This is a genomic window from Rhodococcus mengyinensis (genome assembly GCF_048381435.1).
Lineage (GTDB): Bacteria > Actinomycetota > Actinomycetes > Mycobacteriales > Mycobacteriaceae > Rhodococcus_F > Rhodococcus_F opacus_D.
In genome coordinates this window covers 1-16,470 of record NZ_JBLWIT010000091.1, presented here as the reverse complement: position 1 = coordinate 16,470, position 16,470 = coordinate 1, and the positions used below count along the sequence as shown (strand labels likewise).

Annotated in this window: 17 protein-coding genes; 5 read left to right on the top strand and 12 right to left on the bottom strand. The window is 67.8% G+C overall.

The annotated features are described in order from the left end of the window. Positions 1 to 16: 16 nt before the first annotated feature. From ACNJ7E_RS16810 to ACNJ7E_RS16800, 3 genes are all read right to left on the bottom strand, one after another. Positions 17 to 1,393 carry an L-serine ammonia-lyase gene (locus ACNJ7E_RS16810; RefSeq protein WP_418340479.1) on the bottom strand — a complete coding sequence of 459 codons (1,377 nt, stop codon included), beginning with the start codon at positions 1,391 to 1,393 and terminating at the stop codon, positions 17 to 19. A 4-nt stretch (positions 1,394 to 1,397) separates the two neighbouring features. Then, positions 1,398 to 2,672 carry an amidohydrolase gene (locus ACNJ7E_RS16805; RefSeq protein ID WP_418340478.1) on the bottom strand — a complete coding sequence of 425 codons (1,275 nt, stop codon included), beginning with the start codon at positions 2,670 to 2,672 and terminating at the stop codon, positions 1,398 to 1,400. A 74-nt stretch (positions 2,673 to 2,746) separates the two neighbouring features. Continuing rightward, positions 2,747 to 4,111, bottom strand: a complete 1,365-nt coding sequence (locus tag ACNJ7E_RS16800; RefSeq protein WP_280782737.1) for a DUF3100 domain-containing protein — start codon at positions 4,109 to 4,111, stop codon at positions 2,747 to 2,749. A gap of 229 nt (positions 4,112 to 4,340) precedes the next feature. On the opposite strand from ACNJ7E_RS16800, the gene ACNJ7E_RS16795 reads away from it, so the two are divergent. Next, complete coding sequence (locus tag ACNJ7E_RS16795; RefSeq protein WP_418340477.1) at positions 4,341 to 5,336, top strand: Lrp/AsnC family transcriptional regulator; 996 nt, start codon at positions 4,341 to 4,343, stop codon at positions 5,334 to 5,336. A 130-nt stretch (positions 5,337 to 5,466) separates the two neighbouring features. Beyond that, positions 5,467 to 6,096, top strand: coding sequence for a nucleoside/nucleotide kinase family protein (locus ACNJ7E_RS16790; protein ID WP_418340476.1), 630 nt, complete (start codon positions 5,467 to 5,469; stop codon positions 6,094 to 6,096). 6 nt (positions 6,097 to 6,102) lie between these two features. Here the strand turns inward: ACNJ7E_RS16790 and ACNJ7E_RS16785 are convergent, their stop codons facing one another. From ACNJ7E_RS16785 to ACNJ7E_RS16770, 4 genes are read right to left on the bottom strand one after another with little or no spacing between them, the layout of a single operon-like run. Next, positions 6,103 to 7,104, bottom strand: coding sequence for a Gfo/Idh/MocA family protein (locus tag ACNJ7E_RS16785; RefSeq protein ID WP_418340475.1), 1,002 nt, complete (start codon positions 7,102 to 7,104; stop codon positions 6,103 to 6,105). 1 nt (position 7,105) lies between these two features. Further along, complete coding sequence (locus ACNJ7E_RS16780) at positions 7,106 to 8,290, bottom strand: Gfo/Idh/MocA family protein (RefSeq protein ID WP_418340474.1); 1,185 nt, start codon at positions 8,288 to 8,290, stop codon at positions 7,106 to 7,108. An 8-nt stretch (positions 8,291 to 8,298) separates the two neighbouring features. Then, positions 8,299 to 8,658, bottom strand: coding sequence for a universal stress protein (locus ACNJ7E_RS16775; RefSeq protein WP_009476970.1), 360 nt, complete (start codon positions 8,656 to 8,658; stop codon positions 8,299 to 8,301). Between the two features lie 36 nt (positions 8,659 to 8,694). Further along, positions 8,695 to 10,137, bottom strand: coding sequence for a sugar porter family MFS transporter (locus ACNJ7E_RS16770; protein ID WP_280782732.1), 1,443 nt, complete (start codon positions 10,135 to 10,137; stop codon positions 8,695 to 8,697). Between the two features lie 153 nt (positions 10,138 to 10,290). On the opposite strand from ACNJ7E_RS16770, the gene ACNJ7E_RS16765 reads away from it, so the two are divergent. After that, positions 10,291 to 10,929, top strand: a complete 639-nt coding sequence (locus ACNJ7E_RS16765; protein ID WP_009476972.1) for a TetR family transcriptional regulator — start codon at positions 10,291 to 10,293, stop codon at positions 10,927 to 10,929. Continuing rightward, a complete protein-coding gene (locus tag ACNJ7E_RS16760; RefSeq protein WP_009476973.1) occupies positions 10,926 to 11,588 on the top strand; it encodes an enoyl-CoA hydratase/isomerase family protein in 663 nt (220 codons plus the stop codon). The genes ACNJ7E_RS16765 and ACNJ7E_RS16760 overlap by 4 nt, the downstream gene beginning before the upstream one ends. Positions 11,589 to 11,627: 39 nt before the next feature. Here ACNJ7E_RS16760 and ACNJ7E_RS16755 read toward each other — a convergent pair whose 3' ends face one another. Genes ACNJ7E_RS16755 through ACNJ7E_RS16745 form a run of 3 tightly spaced genes read right to left on the bottom strand, consistent with a single transcriptional unit; the run spans position 11,628 to position 14,286 of the window. Beyond that, a complete protein-coding gene (locus tag ACNJ7E_RS16755; RefSeq protein WP_105414646.1) occupies positions 11,628 to 12,827 on the bottom strand; it encodes an acetyl-CoA C-acetyltransferase in 1,200 nt (399 codons plus the stop codon). Positions 12,828 to 12,859: 32 nt separating this feature from the next. Further along, positions 12,860 to 13,522 (bottom strand): 3-oxoacid CoA-transferase subunit B, encoded by a 663-nt coding sequence (locus ACNJ7E_RS16750; RefSeq protein ID WP_005260718.1) that lies wholly within the window; start codon positions 13,520 to 13,522, stop codon positions 12,860 to 12,862. After that, on the bottom strand, positions 13,519 to 14,286 hold the full coding sequence (locus ACNJ7E_RS16745; protein ID WP_009476975.1) for a CoA transferase subunit A: 768 nt from the start codon (positions 14,284 to 14,286) through the stop codon (positions 13,519 to 13,521). Before ACNJ7E_RS16745 ends, ACNJ7E_RS16750 begins: the two co-directional genes overlap by 4 nt. A 197-nt stretch (positions 14,287 to 14,483) precedes the next feature. Here ACNJ7E_RS16745 and ACNJ7E_RS16740 point away from each other — a divergent pair, with 197 nt between their 5' ends. Next, entirely contained in the window at positions 14,484 to 15,266 is a 783-nt protein-coding gene (locus tag ACNJ7E_RS16740) for an IclR family transcriptional regulator (protein WP_009476976.1), read from the top strand. Positions 15,267 to 15,508: 242 nt separating this feature from the next. Here the strand turns inward: ACNJ7E_RS16740 and ACNJ7E_RS16735 are convergent, their stop codons facing one another. Next, on the bottom strand, positions 15,509 to 15,748 hold the full coding sequence (locus ACNJ7E_RS16735) for a DUF6400 family protein (RefSeq protein ID WP_005237803.1): 240 nt from the start codon (positions 15,746 to 15,748) through the stop codon (positions 15,509 to 15,511). Positions 15,749 to 15,914: 166 nt separating this feature from the next. Further along, on the bottom strand, positions 15,915 to 16,469 hold the full coding sequence (locus ACNJ7E_RS16730; RefSeq protein ID WP_009476977.1) for a YceI family protein: 555 nt from the start codon (positions 16,467 to 16,469) through the stop codon (positions 15,915 to 15,917). Between the last annotated feature and the right edge of the window lies 1 nt (position 16,470).

Here is a 16,470-nt window from a genome sequence, read left to right as displayed (position 1 = left end):
TCGATCCTGAGTGCACCTAGCATTCCGTGACGTTGACAGCCAATCCGCCCAGCGACGTCTCCTTGTACTTCGACAGCATGTCCACGCCGGTCTGGCGCATGGTTTCGATGGCCTGGTCGAGGGTCACTCGGTGCGTCCCGTCGCCGTGCAGCGCGATCTTTGCGGCGTTGACCGCCTTCACGGCGGCGACCGCGTTCCGTTCGATGCACGGAATCTGAACGAGTCCACCGACCGGGTCGCAGGTGAGGCCGAGGTTGTGTTCGATCGCGATCTCGGCGGCGTTCTCGACCTGTGCCGGTGTGCCGCCGAGCATGTCGGTGAGGGCGGCGGCAGCCATGGAACAGGCAGACCCGACCTCGCCTTGGCAGCCCATCTCGGCGCCCGAGATCGACGCCCGGCCCTTGATGAGTGATGCGATGGCGCCGGATGTGAGCAGGAAACGGACGATTGCGTTGTCGCGTTCATCGCCTGTGCCGACCGTGGCGACGAACCGCAGTGCCCAGTTGAGCACGGCCGGTATCACGCCGGCGGCGCCGTTGGTGGGTGCGGTGACGACGCGTCCGCCGCCGGCATTCTCCTCGTTGACGGCCATTGCGGCCGCGTTGAGCCAGTCCATCGACACCGAGTGGTCGGTGCCGATCAGCCGTATCCGCTCGTACAGGCCGGGTGCGCGGCGCTCGACTCCCAGCCCACCGGGCAGGCGGCCGCGGGTGTGGAAGCCGTGACGGATGGACTCGCTCATCACGTTCCAGACTTCGAGCAGATGTCTCCGCACGTGGTCGGGGGAGCGGGTCGCGCACTCGTTCTGCCACATCACGTCACTGATCGCGAGGCGCTCGCGAACGCAGATGTCGAGTAGTTCGCCTGCCGTGGCGAACGGCCAGGGGACCGAGGGAGTTTGGACGAGGGGTGCGCCGTCGCGCTCGACGAATCCTCCGCCGACCGAGTAGTACGTCGCCGTGTGGCCGGGTTGTGCCGTGTCGCCGTGCGGGATGTCCGAGTGGGCCGTGAATCGCAGGGTGTTCGGATGTCGTTTGCCGGCGTCGTGCAGGTGTAGCGCGATATCGGAAGTGGTGAAGCGTAATTCGCAGTCCGGGCTCAACCGCAGTGGAGAGCCGGCCTCGATCTCGGCGACCCGCGACCGTGCGTATGTGGGGTCGATGGTGTCGGGTGCATTCCCCTCGAGGCCGAGGAGCACCGCCCCGAGGGTCCCGTGCCCACGGCCGGTCGCGGCGAGCGAGCCGTACAGGTCGACTTCGAGTCGGGAGACCGTGCCGAGGCCGGAGTTCTTCACCTCGTCGACGAACATCGAGCCTGCCTTCATCGGGCCGACGGTGTGCGAGCTCGACGGACCGATTCCGACCGAGAACAGATCGAAGACGCTGGTCACCACACCTCTACTCCGCGAGATGGGCGGCGGCCCGGGCGTCGTCGTCGTGGTCGACCATCGTGGCGCCCGCGGGACGTTCGGCGGCGCGGCGCAGCAGGTGTTCGCGCGTGCCCGGATCCGACGCGACGTCGACGATCGTCCACGCGAGTGCGGTCGCCCCCGTGATGGCGCAGTCGTCGCCCGCGTCGGAACCGGCCGCTCGTTCGAACTCCACGGTGTGCGGCGGACCTGCTGCACCATCGAGCTTGATCATCGGGTGAATGCTGGGAACGACCCGGGAGACGTTGCCCATGTCCGTCGAACCGCCCGACCCGTCGTGCCTGTCCGCCACGGGAAGTCCGGACAGTTCGATGTTCGCGTCCCACGCCTGCGCGAGGAGCGGATCTTGGCGGATGCTGAGGTATCGGGGTTCGGTGCGCCCGTGCTCCCAGGAGCAGCCCGTTGCGATGGCGGCGCCTTCGAGGCAGGCCAGCACCCGCTGTTTGGCGTCGATCATCTCCTCCAGGTTCTGCGACCGGACTTCGATGTCGAGGCGCGCGTACCCGGGGACGATGTTCGTCACCGTGCCGGCTTCGGACGTGATCGATGCGACGCGGATCCCGTCACGCAACTGCTGGCGCAGTAGACCGATGGCGACCTGTGCGAGAGTCGCGGCGGCGCCGGCATTGACGGCCTCGTGCGGTGCTGCTGCGGCATGGGCGGCCCGGCCGGTGAACTCCACGACGAAACGGTCGACACACTGCATGACGATCTGCGACGTGCGCACCTGGGTGTCGCTGTTCGACGGATGGACCATCGCCGACATCACGGCCGATTCGAATGCTCCCGCGCGCATCAACGCGATCTTCCCGCCACCGTGCTCCTCGGCGGGGGTACCCAGGACCACGAGTTGCACGCCGAGATCGTCTGCAATCGGCCTCAGGGCGAGGGCCGCGCCCACGGAGATGGCGGCGATGATGTTGTGGCCGCAGGCATGTCCGATCCCCGGCAGCGCGTCGTACTCCGCGCACAATACGACGCGGAAGTCGCCGCTGCCGTACACCGCCTCGAACGAGGTCTCGACGTCGTACGCGCCCGTGGTGACGTCGAATCCTGCCGACTCGAGCTCCGTGGAGATGCGTTCGCACGCGTAGTGTTCGGCGAAGGCGAGCTCGGGTTGTGCGTGAATGTCGCGGCTGAGCGTGATGATTCGCCCACGCTCCTCGGTGATGGTGTGCGCGGCCGTTTTCTTCAGGAGCCGGTTCGTTTCGGATGCGGTGGTGATGTCGTCGACTCGCGTCATCGGTGATCGACCTTCCAGTCGTCGGGGGTGTACTGCTGTGTCATCGCGTTCGCGAAGGGGGTTCGGCGTGCGAGTCACCGCCAGAATCCGAGCGCGAACTCGGCGATGAGGGTCGACAGCACGAAGGAGGCGAAGATCGCGGCGAATCCGACGGGAACGATCTTCCACCCGATCATCCGGAGCGCGGGGAGGTTCTTTCCCACAGCCAATCCGGCGAATCCCAGCACCACCGCGCACATCGACATGAAATCGATCGATTCGGTGTTGTGGACGATCCACGCCGATCCGGGAAACCAGGGACCCGATACGGACACGCCGAGCACGCTGGCCCAGATGACCGCGGTGATCTTGCCGCGGGTCAGATGCGACAGTGCGGTCGCGACCAGCATGAGTCCGACGATGAGGGTGAAACCGATCGGAATGCTGGTGGTCAGCTCGCCGGCGGCGATCGTTGCGGCGGCGACGCAGATCGCGGCGACGATCGGGACGCTCAGGTAGAGCGGAACGGTGACCTTCACGTCGTCGTCGCCGAAGGGTGCAGCGTGCGTCTCGGCGGGGTCGGTCGCGTCGACGTCCGGTGAGGATTCGGTGCGCTCGCCCGATACGGCGACGGGGCGGGACGCAGAACGGGTGAGCAACCGGTAGAGGCGATCTGCCAGCGGAAGGGCGATCCAGACACCGACGTAGACGCCGAGGATCATGGTGATGAGATTCGAGGTGGCCGCCAGCGCCAGGACCTGTTCGCCCACCTCCGGGTGAGCCGCGGAGATGGCCGCGGCACCGGCCGCCATCATCGATCCCGAACCGACGCCGGCGCCCATCGCCAGCGCCAGCGGGTCGAAGATGCCCAACGACGAGGTCAACGAGGCGATCAACGCAACGATGACGGCGCCGAACATCGTCCCGAAGACGTACATCGACAGCACACCGCGATATTCGTCCGATTTCACCCCGAACCGATCGCCCACGATGGCGAAGGATGCTTCCCGATCGATCGAGAACGTGGCTCCGACCGTCGCGCGCCCCATCCGCAGCGCCACCGCGAGGGGAAGGGCGATGGCGACGGTCCCGACGAGGTGGCCTACCTCCTGCAACAGCAGAGCGGGGCCGGCGTCGAACAGCACGTCGATGTTGGGACCGAGCGTGAGGCTCAACCGGGCGACCAGGAGTGAGACACCCACCGCCATGAGTGACTCGGCGACGGCCCACATCCGCGGCGTGAGAGGCCACCGCCGCTGCGCCGAGACGAACCCGCCGGCGAGGAGCGCCCACACCATCGGGTACACGGCGATCGCGGCCGGGCCGAGGTTGATCTTCCAGACGCCGACGGCCTGGAACGCCGACACGATCACGAGTGCGAGGACGGCCGGTAGCCACACTTCCCGTCGAAGCGGACCCGATGCTGTCCGACGGACCGCGGGCGCAGGAATGACCTTCATGATTGTTGCCCCTACGAGGTGTAGTGCCGATATAGGCACGCAGGATTCATGCATACGAGCTGCGGGAATGATGGCGCATGAGGGTCAGCGCACCATCCGAGTCGCCGGATACCGGCACAGAACGGAAAGTTTGTGCAGAATGCAGGATCTACGCGCCTAATATTGCAGGAGTAATGCCCTTCCGGGGCGGACGACCGGCAGGACCCGGCAGCGGGAGGATTCGCAGGACATGATCGACGCGAGAGACACGATCCTGTCGGAGGAGGACCGGCGTCTGATCCATGCGCTCCAAATCGCGCCGCGGGCCCCGTGGACCGCGCTGGCGCCCGTCCTCGGAGTGGACGCCGTCACGATCGCCCGTCGGTGGTCCCGGCTGCAGTCCGAGGGGCTGGCCTGGGTCACCGCATACCCGGCCACCGCGGAACGCGTGCTTGCCCTCATCGAGCTGAAATGCCCGCCCGGCCGCACCCGCGCGGTGGCGGACGAGATCGGGCGCGACCGCGAAGCCATCACCATCGACCTGACGACCGGCGGCCGCGACCTGCTCGTCACCACCGCATTCGAGGACCACGAGCAGCTGAGCGACTATCTCCTCGAACGCATGGGATCGCTCGACGGCATCTCGGACATGACCACACACGTGCTCACCGGCATCCACACCGACGCCCGCAGCTGGAGACTCCGTGCGCTGGACTCCACGGAAGCTGCCGCCGTGCAACAACTCGCCGGCAGCGCCCCGGCGCCTCGGCGACTGCGGGCTCATCCGAGGGACGAAGCCGAGATCCTCCGCGAACTCGCCACCGACGGCCGCCTGCCCGCGACCGAGATCGCGTCGCGACTGTCGCTGAGCGTCGACAGCACGCGTGCATCGATGAACAGCCTGCTCGCCTCGGGTCGCGCCGTGATTCGCACGGAAGTCGCACGGCGGCACTCCGGGCGGCCGGCATACGCCTGGTACTTCCTGAAGTCGCCGGCGCGATCGATGGATCAGGTACTCGACCGGCTGGCGACTCTCAGCGACGTCCGGCTCCTCGCCCCCACCATCGGTCCGTACAGCATCATCATGGCGATGTGGCTCCGAAATCTCGACGAGGTCCGCAAGCTGGAAACGGTCATCGAACAGCACTGCCCCGACGTGATCATCGAAGACAGATCGCTCGTGCTGCGCACACCCAAACATCTCGGTAGGCGACTGACCGCCACAGGCCAGACTTCGCACGGGTAATCAGCTGTCGGCACACGTCCGGACGTCATCCACCGATCGCCCAATGTCACAGCGGTCCAATCCGACTGACCCGCTGTGACATCGGGCGCCGCGTGCGTGCGCCGCGGAGTGTCCGGACTACGGTCTTCCTATGGACGACGGTCGACTCGACGGACTCGTTGCGCGCGCCCGGGCGCTCGCCGAGCCGGGCACGCGCCGGATTCTCGGTATCGCCGGACCGCCCGGCTCGGGCAAGAGCACCGTTGCCGCGGCAGTGCTCGCGGCGCTGGGACCGTCCGCGGTGGTGGTGCCGATGGATGGATTCCACCTGGCGGGTGCGGAACTGGTCCGCCTCGGCCGGGCCGGCCGCAAGGGCGCACCCGACACGTTCGACGCCGCCGGCTACGTGGCGCTGCTGCGCCGGCTGCGTGAACCCGGCGGCGAGACGGTGTACGCCCCGGAGTTCCACCGCGACGTCGAGGAGTCCTTCGCCGGGTCGATCGCCGTCCCGCCGGACGTGCCGCTGGTGATCACCGAGGGCAACTACCTGCTCCTCGACGAGCAGCCGTGGGCGAGGGTGCGCGACCTGCTCGACGAGGCATGGTTCCTCGCGCCGGACGACGAGGAGCGCGTCACCCGGCTCGTCGAGCGGCACATCCGGTTCGGCAAGTCGCCCGACGATGCGCGAGAGTGGGTGCGGCGCAGCGACGAACGCAACACCGCGTTGGTCGCGCCCGGCCGCGCCCGCGCCGACGTCGTCGTGCTCGGTGACCCGGTGTGACCGGGTTCAGGCCGGGTACTCGATCGGTTCCATCCGGCCGCTGGTGAGTGAGCGCGTCGCGGCTTCGGCGATCGCCTGCGCCTTCAGCGCCTCCGCCAGGGTCGGGCCGATGGCGGCACCGTTTTCCAGCGCGTCGACGAAGTGGTCGAGCGCGGTGCGGTAGCTGCCTCTGATCCGTTCGAACCATCCCGCGTGCAAGCCGTCGTCGATCACGCGGCCGGCGCTGTAACGGGAAACGGATCCGGCGCGCTGCCGTCGCGCCTCGACCATGCCGGTCGAACCGAGCACCTCGATGCGTTCGTCGTAGCCGTAGCCGATCCGCCGGGTGCAGTCGATCTGGACGAGCGCGCCGCCGGGCAGACGCAGGATGACTGCCGACGTGTCGACGTCGCCGTACTCGGCGAGGCGGGGTTCGGCGAGCGTGGAACCGGTCGCGAAGACGGACTCGGGGTCGAGCCCGGAGATCCACCGGGCCAGGTCGAAGAAGTGGACGGTCTGGTCACGCATCTGCCCACCCGAGACCGCGACGTACTCGAGCGGCGGCATCGCCGGACCGCGGCTGGTCATCTGGATCAGCTCGACCGAACCGATCTCACCGGACGTGACCACCCGCTGCAGTTCGGCGTAGTCGCGGTCGAAGCGGCGGTTGAAATCGACCATCGCCGGCAGCGATCGGGTCTCGGCGAAGCGCACGATGTCGACGGCGCGCGCGAGATCGAGGTCGATCGGTTTCTCGCACAGGGCCGGGATCCCCGCCGTCGCCGAGGTGCGAAGGTGCTCGGCGTGGGTGTCGGTGGACGACGCGATGAAGACGGCGTCGATTGCCGTGGGGTCGAAGACCTCCGCGAGATCGGTCGTCGCACGGCTGCCGTGCCGCTTGGCGAGGTCCGTCGCGCGAGCGAGGTCGATGTCGAAGACGAAAGCCAGGTCGACGTCGGGGTGCGCGGCGAGGTTCGCGCCGTGCACACCGCCGATGAATCCGGCTCCGATGAGGGCGAAACGCTGCATGTCAGATACCGACCTTGTCGTGTGCGAAAGCGGGAACCACCCAGGCGGAGTCGGCGGCATGCGAGGCGGCCGTCGCCTCGACGAACTGCACGCCGATCAGCCCGTCGCGTCCGGTGGGGAAGGACAGATCGCGGACGGTGGTGGGGGTGTCGTCGCGGCGGGCGCGGAGTTCGTCCGCGAGATCACGGTAGAAGTTCGCGAACGCCTCGAGGAAGCCTTCGGGGTGTCCCAGGCCGGGACGGGTGAGCCGGCCGGCGTCCTCGGACAGCGTGCGCATCCCCTGCGCGAGGATCGTCGTGCCACCGTCGAGGTCGCGCACCGTCAGGTGCTGGGGGTCCTCGTGCCGCCATTCGATGCTCGCGGTGTCGCCGAACACCCGGATGCGCAGGCCGTGCTCGTTGCCGGTGGCGGCCATGCTCGCCCACAGTGTCGCGGGTGCCCCGTTGGAGAGGGTGAGGCGAACGGTGGCGTTGTCGAACACCCGCCGCCCGGGAACGAGGGTGTCCAGTTCGGCCGACACCCTGGTGGCTTCGAGTCCGGTGATGTACCGCAGGAGGTGGAAGGCGTGGGTGCCGAGATCGCCGACGACGCTGGGGAATCCCGCGACGCCGGGATCGGTGCGCCAGCGTGCCTGCCGGTGCTCGCCGAGTTCGACGGGTGCCGCGGCCCAACCGGACGCGTGCTCGACCGCGGCGAATCGGATCCGGCCGAGGTCGCCGTCGCGCACCATCCGGGCCGCCTGCCGGATCATCGCGTACGCCGAATAGCAGTGCGGGACGGCGAGAATCGCGCCGGAGGACTCGGCGATCGCGACGAGTTCCGCAGCCGATGCCGAGTCGCGCGTGAGGGGCTTTTCGCACACCACCGAGATGCCCGCCTCCAGGAACGTGCGCGCGATGTCGAAGTGGCTGTCGTTCGGCGTGGTCACGGCGACCACGTCGACGCCGTCCTCGCGTGCGGATTCCCGTTCCGCCATCTCCCGGTAGTCGCGATAGGTGCGATCTGCCGGAACACCGAGGCTCTCGGCGATCCGCACCGACGATGCGCCGTCTCGCCCGAAGACCCCCGCCTGCAGGTCGTACCGGTCGTCGAGGCGCATCGCGTAACGGTGGGTCTTGCCGATGTCGGCGCCCTGCCCGCCGCCGACCATGCCCGCGACCAGGCGCAGGCTCTCTTGCTTGCTCAACTCGGCTCCTACTGAGGGGTTTTGACCGCGAGGACGGGGATCGGGGACTGCAGGATGAGGCGCTGGCTCACGCTGCCGAGCAGCGCCTTGCCGACCGCGCTGCGGCGTTTGACGCCGATCACGAGGCGTTCGATGTCGGGTCGTTCGTCGAGCAGGTCGAGCACGGCGGTCGCGGGATCGCGGTCTCCACGGCCGATCCGGTCGAGGACGGTCACGCCGTCGTCGGCGAGAGTGTGCACCTCTTCGGGTTCGGTGAGGGAGAGGTTCACCACCAGGAGGTCGGCACCCAGCATCGCGGCTTCCTTCTTGCCGGCCAGGAGAGCGTGCGATCCTTCGGAGGAGTCGGTTACGGCTACGAGCACTGTCATGGGATCAACCTTTCAGGGGACACGGTGCGGCGACTGTCACGAGTAGTCGCGCCGGAACTGGTCTTCGAGTTCCTCGAGGGAGCGGCCACGGGTTTCCGGAACCTGGGTTTTGATGAAGACGAGTGCCAACACGCCGAGGCCGGCGAAGATGAAGAACGTCGCACCGATTCCCAGTGCGGCCACGACGGGCGGGAAGAGCAGCGCGACAACCGCATTGGCGATCCACAGCGCGAAGATGCAGACACCGATGGCGAAGCTGCGGATCTTCAGCGGGAAGATCTCCGACAGCATCAGCCACACCAGGGGGCCGATCGTGGCCTGCATCGAGAAGACGAACAGCACCACGAACGTCAGGATCAGGTATGCCTTGAGCGTGCCGTCGGGCAGCAGGAACGCGGACAGGCCGACGAGCACGTGGAACGTGGTGGTGAGGGTGAAGCCGCCGATGAGCATCTTCCGACGGTCGATCCGGTTGATCAGGGCGACGCCGGTGAGGACGCCGAGCACGCTGAACAGACCGTTGAGGGTGTTCGCGACGATGGCGGCGTTGGAGGAGAATCCGGCGTCGCCGAGCAGCTGGGTGCCGTAGTACATCACCGAGTTGATGCCGGTGGCCTGCTGGAACACTCCGAGGCCGACGCCGATGAAGATGAGGCGGCGGATCCACTTCACCGACAGGTCGGCGGCCCCGCCGGTCTGTGAGAGCTTCTCTTCCTCTGCGAGTGCCCGAACTTCCTCCAACTCGGCACGTGCCCGCTCCGGGGACCGAACCTGGAGAAGCACGGCGAGCGCTTCGTCGTGCCGGTCCTGCGACATCAGCCAGCGCGGGCTCTCCGGCATCCGCAGCATTCCGGCGAACAGGAAGATGGCCGGAATGACGGCGACCAGAAGCATGAAGCGCCAGACGTTCTCGTGCTCGCCCCAGATGTTGAAGATGATGGCGTTGATCACGAATGCGGCGAACTGTCCGACGACGATCATGACCTCGTTGCGGGAGACCACGCTGCCGCGTCGTTCGGTGGGGGAGATCTCGGAGAGGTAGACGGGCACGGTCGCGGATGCGCCGCCGACGGCGAGGCCGAGGATGAAGCGGAACAGTGCGAGCACCTCCCACGTCGGGGACAGCACGCAGCCGATCGTCCCGATCATGAAGATGATCGCGAGCACCAGGATGTTGTGCCGGCGTCCGAACCGGTCGGACATCCGTCCGCCGATGAGAGCGCCGATCGCGGCACCGAAGATCAGGATGCTCACCACCAGGCCCTCGGTGAACGAGGTGAGCTGGAGGTCTTCCTTCAGCGGTGCGAGTGCGCCGTTGATGACTCCGGTGTCGTATCCGAAGAGCAGGCCGCCGAAGGTGGCGACGACGGCGATGATGCCGAGTCTGTGCGAGTGCCGCCCAGGGGCGTCGGCAGGCAGGGACGGGGCGGTAGTTCGGGTGAGATCGCTGGCCATGAACATCTCCTCGACGTATTCCATGTACAGAACACGTAATGTGTTTATGTCCGAACAAAGCTAACCCATTGTGACTCGGGGCACAACGGCAAGCCAATCATCGGGCGGTTCCCGCGGCCCGATCGGTCGCTACCTACCCACGAGTAATAGAACGCATGATCTGTTATCGTTCGCGGTATGCCCAGGCCACGAGTCCACGACCTCGACGCCGCGCTCGATGCCGCCGAACGGCTGGCCGTCGATGGCGGACCCAGTGCGGTGACCCTGCGTGCGGTCGCCGCGGCCACGGAGATGTCCAACGGCGCCATCTACCACGCATTCGGCTCGCGGGGAGGGCTGGTCGGGCGCGCCTGGTTGCGGGCGGCGCACCGATTTCTCGACCTGCAACAGGAATCGGTCGAGGAGGCTCTGGGGCACGGTCCCGTGGACGCCGTCGTCGCGGCCGCCGACACCCCGGCCGTCTTCGCCGAGCGATTCCCGCAGTCGTCGCGGCTCCTTCTCACCGTGCGCCGCGACGAACTGCTCGGCTCCGAGGTCCCCGAGGACGTCGCCGCCGAATTGTCGCGCCTCGACTCCGTCCTCGTCGAACTGTTCGTCCGATTGGCGCTGGCGTTGTGGGGGCGCAAGGACGGTCGCGCGGTCGAAGTGATCGAAGCGTGCGTCGTCGGGCTCCCCACCGGACTCCTGCTGCACGCCCGGCGAAAACCGGACGATGCCATGCGCTTGCGCCTGGAGGCGGCGGTCCGCGCCGTCCTCACTCTCGACCCCCCGCCCCCGGGGAAACGTCACGACAGCAACACGAAAGGTTCCCGATGACCGCCACCTTGACCTACCAGGACACGATCGCCGTCCTCGACCTCGGCGACGACGAGAATCGTTTCTCCCCCGAGTGGCTCGACACCGTCGACCGGCTCCTCGACGACGCCCACGACCACGGCGCGCAGGCCCTGGTCACCACGGCCACCGGGAAGTTCTACTCCAACGGCCTCGACCTGGACTGGCTGATGGCCAACGGTGACCGCGCAGACTGGTACGTCGGGCGCGTGCAGGCCCTGTTCAGCCGGATTCTGACGCTCCCGTTGCCGACGGTGGCCGCGGTCAATGGGCACGCGTTCGGCGCCGGTGCCATGCTCGGAATCGCACACGACTACCGGGTGATGCGGTCCGACCGTGGGTACTACTGCTTTCCCGAGGTCGACATCCACATTCCGTTCACCCCGGGGATGGCCGCGCTGATCCAGGCCAAGCTGACACCGCAGACCGCGATCACCGCCATGACCACCGGCCGCCGCTACGGCGGCCCCGACGCGCAGACGAGTGGGCTGGTCGACGGGACCGCCCCCGAAGGGGCGGTCCTCGGCGCCGCTGTCGACCTGATCGCGCCGCTCGCGGGGAAGGACACCGGCACGCTCGGTGCCATCAAGTCCACCATGTTCGCGCCGGCCGTCGCCGCGCTCGCATCGGGCCGATCATGACCCGGTGGTGACGCGAAACCTACTGTGCGTGAATGGTGATCACTCGCCCGGGACGTGGAGAAGCAGGGCGTCGCCCTGTCCGCCGCCGCCGCAGAGAGCAGCGGCGCCGGTTCCACCACCGCGTCGCTTCAGCTCGAGCGCGAGGTGCAGCACGACCCGTGCCCCCGACATGCCGAGCGGATGCCCGATGGCGATGGCGCCGCCGTTCACATTGACCTTCGACGGGTCGACTCCGAGTTGCCGGGTCGACACGATGCCGACGGCGGCGAAGGCCTCGTTGATCTCGACGAGATCGAGCGCCGAGGGGTCGAGTCCCTCACGGGTGCACGCCTTGTCGATGGCATTGGCGGGCTGCTGCTGGAGCGTCGAATCCGGTCCGGCGACGACGCCGTGGGCGCCGATCTCGGCGAGCCATTCGAGTCCCAGCTCCTCGGCCTTGGCCTTGCTCATCACCACGACGGCGGCCGCGCCGTCGGAGATCTGCGACGCGGAACCCGCGGTGACGGTGCCGTTCTTGCTGAAGGCGGGCCGCAGCTTCGACAGCGACTCGGCCGTGGTGTCGGCGCGGACGCCCTCGTCCTCGGTGACGACGAGCGGCTCGCCCCGGCGCTGCGGGATGGTGACGGGTACGACCTCGTCGTCGAAGAGTCCGTTCTTCCACGCGGCGGCGGCGCGCTGATGTGAGGCGGCGGCGAAGGCGTCCTGCTCTTCGCGACCGATCTTGTCGGTGTTCGCGTTCCGGTCCTCGGTGAGCGCACCCATCGCCTGCTCGGTGAAGATGTCGTACAGGCCGTCATAGGCGAGGTGGTCGACGAGGGTGGTGTCGCCGTACTTGAAACCGCTCCGCGAGTTCGGGAGAAGGTGCGGCGCCTGGGACATCGACTCCTGCCCACCGGCGACGACGACATCGAATTCGCCGGCGCGGATCAGCTGGTCGGCGAGCGCGATGGCGTCGAGACCCGACAGGCACACCTTGTTGACGGTCAAGGCAGGCACCGACATCGGGATGCCCGCGTTGACCGCGGCCTGCCGGGCCGGGATCTGACCGGCACCGGCAGTGAGGACCTGCCCCATGATCACGTACTCCACCAGTTCCGGTGCCACCCCGGCCTTGTCGAGGGCGCCCTTGATGGCGATGCCACCGAGATCGGATCCGGAGAGTGACGCGAGCGAACCCGTCAGCCGGCCGACGGGGGTCCGGGCTCCGGCGACGATGACGGACCTGGCGGAAGAAGTCATGGGATTGTCCTTGGTGTCGTGACGAATGTTGCTCAGACGAGTGCGGATTCGCGGATCTCGAGGGGGGTTCCGGTGGCGGCGACGACCTCGTCGACGGTGACGCCGGGAGCGACCTCACGGAGAGCGAGGGTGCCGTCGCCGACCACGTCGATGACGGCGAGGTTGGTGATGATGCGGTTGACGACGCCCTGGCCGGTCAGCGGCAGGGTGCAGGCGTCGATGATCTTGGGGTTGCCGTCCCGGTCGGTGTGTTCCATGAGGACGATGACGCGGCTCGCGCCGTGCACGAGGTCCATCGCGCCACCCATGCCCTTGACCATCTTTCCGGGGACCATCCAGTTGGCGAGGTCGCCGGTGCGGGAGACCTGCATGCCGCCGAGGACGGCGGTGTCGATGTGGCCGCCGCGGATCATGCCGAACGACAGCGCGGAGTCGAAGAATGCGGCACCGGCATTGACGGTGACCGTTTCCTTGCCGGCGTTGATCAGGTCGGGGTCGACGTTCTCGTCGGTGGGGTAGGGGCCGGTGCCGAGGATCCCGTTCTCCGAATGCAGGGTCACGGTGACGTCGGTGCCGAGGTATCCGGGAATGAGCGTCGGCAGTCCGATGCCGAGGTTGACGTATTCGCCGTCGACCATCTCCGCGGCCGCGCGAGCGGCCATCTGCTCACGTGTCCATCCGTTGGTGCCGGTCATCGAGTGGCTCCTTCCGTGCTGCTGACTGTCCGCTTCTCGATCCGCTTGTTCTGGGGGCCGGTCTCGACGATGCGTTGAACGAAGACTCCGGGCAGATGCACCTGGGCGGGATCGATGGTGCCTGCGGGGACGAGTTCCTCGACCTGCGCGATGGTCACCTTCCCGGCCATCGCCGCGAGGGGGTTGAAGTTCAGGGCCGACTTGTCGAATACCAGGTTGCCGACGGTGTCGCCCCGCAGTGCGTGGACCAGGGCGAAGTCGGCGGTGATGCCGAGTTCGAGAACGTAGCGCTTGTCGCCGAACACGCGGGTCTCCTTCGGGGGCGACGCGAGCGCGACGGAACCGTCGGCGGCGTACCGCCACGGCAGTCCGCCGTCGGCGACGGGGCTTCCCACACCGGCGGGGGTGAAGAACGCGGGGATGCCCGCTCCGCCCGCCCGAAGGCGTTCGGCCAGCGTGCCCTGCGGGGTCAGTTCCACCTCGAGCTCACCGGAGAGGTACTGACGGGCGAATTCCTTGTTCTCGCCGACGTACGACGCGGTGACACGCCGAATCTGGCGGGCGCCCAGCAGAATTCCGAGTCCGTGGTCGTCCACACCGCAGTTGTTGGAGAAGACCTCGAGATTCCCGACACCGGAGTCGGCGAGCGCGCGGATCAGCGAGTCGGGGATTCCGCACAGGCCGAACCCGCCCACGGCGATCGACGCGCCGTCGGACACGTCCGCGACTGCTTCTTCCGGGGTGTCGAACACTCTCGATCCCATGTGCATCCTTTCTCCTGGCCGCCGTACCGGCGATACCGTCTTCCGCATCACATCGTCCACCTGGTGAACATCTCCGTGCGACGAGCTTTGCTCCACTAAAAGGGGTCGCTTCATGCATTTCAAGGGTTTCGGAGAGAGTGCTCGCGGTTTGAACGTAGTGCCGGAGAGCGTTCACTGAGTGAACGTATACTGCGGTCATGGACGACGCGCAGCGGCCGCAGGTCATTCGGCGGGTGGGCGCCCTCTTCCGGGCCATCGCCGCCCTCGAATCGTCGGGATCCTCGACGTCCGCCCTGGCACGGGAGACGGGTCTCGCCCGCCCCACCGTGCACCGTCTCCTCGTTTCGCTGGCCGAGGAGGGGCTGGTGGACCGCGACCAGAAGTCGGGGAAATGGTCGCTGGGACCCGAGCTGTACCTGCTCGGCTCGCTCGCGGCCAGCCGGTACGACATCACGGACCGATCCCGCGACGTCCTGCGCGATCTGGCCCGCGAGACCGGCGAGAGTGTCTTCCTGTCCGCCCGCCGCGGCGACGAAACGGTCTGCATCGCGAGCGAGGAGGGCAGCTTCCCGCTGCGCTCCCACGTGCTGTACGTCGGCATCCGCCTACCGCTCGGGGTGGCGTCGGCGGGTCTGGTCATCCTGTCCCACCTGCCGGACCGCGACATCGACGACTACCTGTCGCGCGCCGACGTCACCGGCGAGTGGGGAACGCAGCACAGGCGGGACGAGATCGCCGAGCGCATCGCGGAGACACGACTGAACGGGTACGCCGTCAACCCCGGGCTGCTCGTCGAGGGCAGCTGGGGGATGGGCGCCGCCGTCTTCGACGCCCAGGGATCACCGGCCTGGGCGCTGAGCATCACCGGTGTGGAGAGCCGGTTCCGTGAGGAGCGTCGCCGAGAATTGGGAGAACTCCTCCTCCGCCAGGCGCACCGGCTCACCCAACTGCTCGCCGACAGGCCGCGGAGCCGGGGGTGAGCACGATTCGGTCCGGCGCCTACGCGGCTTTCCGTCGCCGCTGAGGTCGCCCGTGGCGGGTGTCGATACTCCACAGGTGGGTGCAGTCGGGGCACTGCAGATGGACGTGGGTGCCCTGATTGCTCAGCAGGTACTGCCAATGCCGGTCGCAGTTGCGGCCGGACCCGCAGTCGCCGCAGTCCGAGCCGTGGTCGCAGCCCGGGCAGGGCAACCAGGCGCGACGGGAGAAGTCCGCGGTCGGATCAATCGGTAACACGGCCCACCGTCCGATCCGGGAGCACACCCGCCTGGACCAGCTCGTCGTAGATGCGCTGCTGCTCGGGGTCGAGACCGGAGTACAGCATGTCGTACGCCCGCTCCTCCTCCGCGAGCACGGCGACGGGATCCCAGTCCTCGCCGATCGCCTCGAGAACAGCGGTGCGCCGCCGCGCCTCGTCCAGCGTGAGGTCGAGCGCGAACGAGAGTTCGGAGTCGCTACCCATGTGGTCACCTTCGTTTCGCAGTCGCCGTTATCGAAGGGGCCAGGGTCACTCGAGCCCGCGCAAGATCACAATGACCTGGATCACGTCGATCGAAAGTGTTGCGTCGTATTAACGACGAAACGCCCCGCCATCCGGGTGGATGACGGGGCGCGTGATGCGGGTGGGGTCAGGCCTGCAGGCCGGCCTCGATCTCGAGGGTGATGGTGATCTTGTCTCCGACGACGGCTCCGCCGCCTTCGAGGGGCATGTCGATGGTGATGCCGAAGTCCTTGCGGTTGAGGACGGTGGTGGCTTCGAAGCCGGCGACCGGGCCGTTGCCCATGCCGGGGTTGACGCCGTTGAACTCGAGGGCGAGCTCGACGGGGCGGGTGACGCCGTGGAGGGTGAATTCGCCTTCGACCACGTAGTCGTCGCCCTTGGCGCGGACCGCGGTGGAGGTGAAGGTGGCGGTGGGGTACTGCTCGGCGTCGAAGAAGTCGGCGGACTTGATGTGGGCGTCGCGGTCGGTGTTCTTGGTGTCGATGGACGCGACCTGGATTTCGGCGGTGACGGCGGCGGTGCCGTCCTCGGCGACGGTGATCGCGCCGGTGAAGTCGTTGAAGGTGCCGCGGACCTTGCTGACCATGAGGTGGCGGACGGAGAAGCCGACGGTGGAGTGGACGGTGTCGATGGCCCAGGTTCCGGCGGTGAGGTTGGGCAGGGTGGCGGTGGCGGTGGTCATG

What these genes read in the sequence shown, in the direction of transcription:
- ACNJ7E_RS16785 (WP_418340475.1), bottom strand. Translation starts at nt 7,104, where the DNA reads ATGCAGCGTTTCGCCCTCATCGGAGCCGGATTCATCGGCGGTGTGCAC.
- ACNJ7E_RS16745 (WP_009476975.1), bottom strand. Translation starts at nt 14,286, where the DNA reads ATGGGATCGAGAGTGTTCGACACCCCGGAAGAAGCAGTCGCGGACGTG.
- ACNJ7E_RS16800 (WP_280782737.1), bottom strand. Translation starts at nt 4,111, where the DNA reads ATGAAGGTCATTCCTGCGCCCGCGGTCCGTCGGACAGCATCGGGTCCG.
- ACNJ7E_RS16790 (WP_418340476.1), top strand. Translation starts at nt 5,467, where the DNA reads ATGGACGACGGTCGACTCGACGGACTCGTTGCGCGCGCCCGGGCGCTC.
- ACNJ7E_RS16795 (WP_418340477.1), top strand. Translation starts at nt 4,341, where the DNA reads ATGATCGACGCGAGAGACACGATCCTGTCGGAGGAGGACCGGCGTCTG.
- ACNJ7E_RS16730 (WP_009476977.1), bottom strand. Translation starts at nt 16,469, where the DNA reads ATGACCACCGCCACCGCCACCCTGCCCAACCTCACCGCCGGAACCTGG.
- ACNJ7E_RS16770 (WP_280782732.1), bottom strand. Translation starts at nt 10,137, where the DNA reads ATGGAATACGTCGAGGAGATGTTCATGGCCAGCGATCTCACCCGAACT.
- ACNJ7E_RS16805 (WP_418340478.1), bottom strand. Translation starts at nt 2,672, where the DNA reads ATGACGCGAGTCGACGACATCACCACCGCATCCGAAACGAACCGGCTC.
- ACNJ7E_RS16765 (WP_009476972.1), top strand. Translation starts at nt 10,291, where the DNA reads ATGCCCAGGCCACGAGTCCACGACCTCGACGCCGCGCTCGATGCCGCC.
- ACNJ7E_RS16760 (WP_009476973.1), top strand. Translation starts at nt 10,926, where the DNA reads ATGACCGCCACCTTGACCTACCAGGACACGATCGCCGTCCTCGACCTC.
- ACNJ7E_RS16735 (WP_005237803.1), bottom strand. Translation starts at nt 15,748, where the DNA reads ATGGGTAGCGACTCCGAACTCTCGTTCGCGCTCGACCTCACGCTGGAC.
- ACNJ7E_RS16755 (WP_105414646.1), bottom strand. Translation starts at nt 12,827, where the DNA reads ATGACTTCTTCCGCCAGGTCCGTCATCGTCGCCGGAGCCCGGACCCCC.
- ACNJ7E_RS16750 (WP_005260718.1), bottom strand. Translation starts at nt 13,522, where the DNA reads ATGACCGGCACCAACGGATGGACACGTGAGCAGATGGCCGCTCGCGCG.
- ACNJ7E_RS16775 (WP_009476970.1), bottom strand. Translation starts at nt 8,658, where the DNA reads ATGACAGTGCTCGTAGCCGTAACCGACTCCTCCGAAGGATCGCACGCT.
- ACNJ7E_RS16740 (WP_009476976.1), top strand. Translation starts at nt 14,484, where the DNA reads ATGGACGACGCGCAGCGGCCGCAGGTCATTCGGCGGGTGGGCGCCCTC.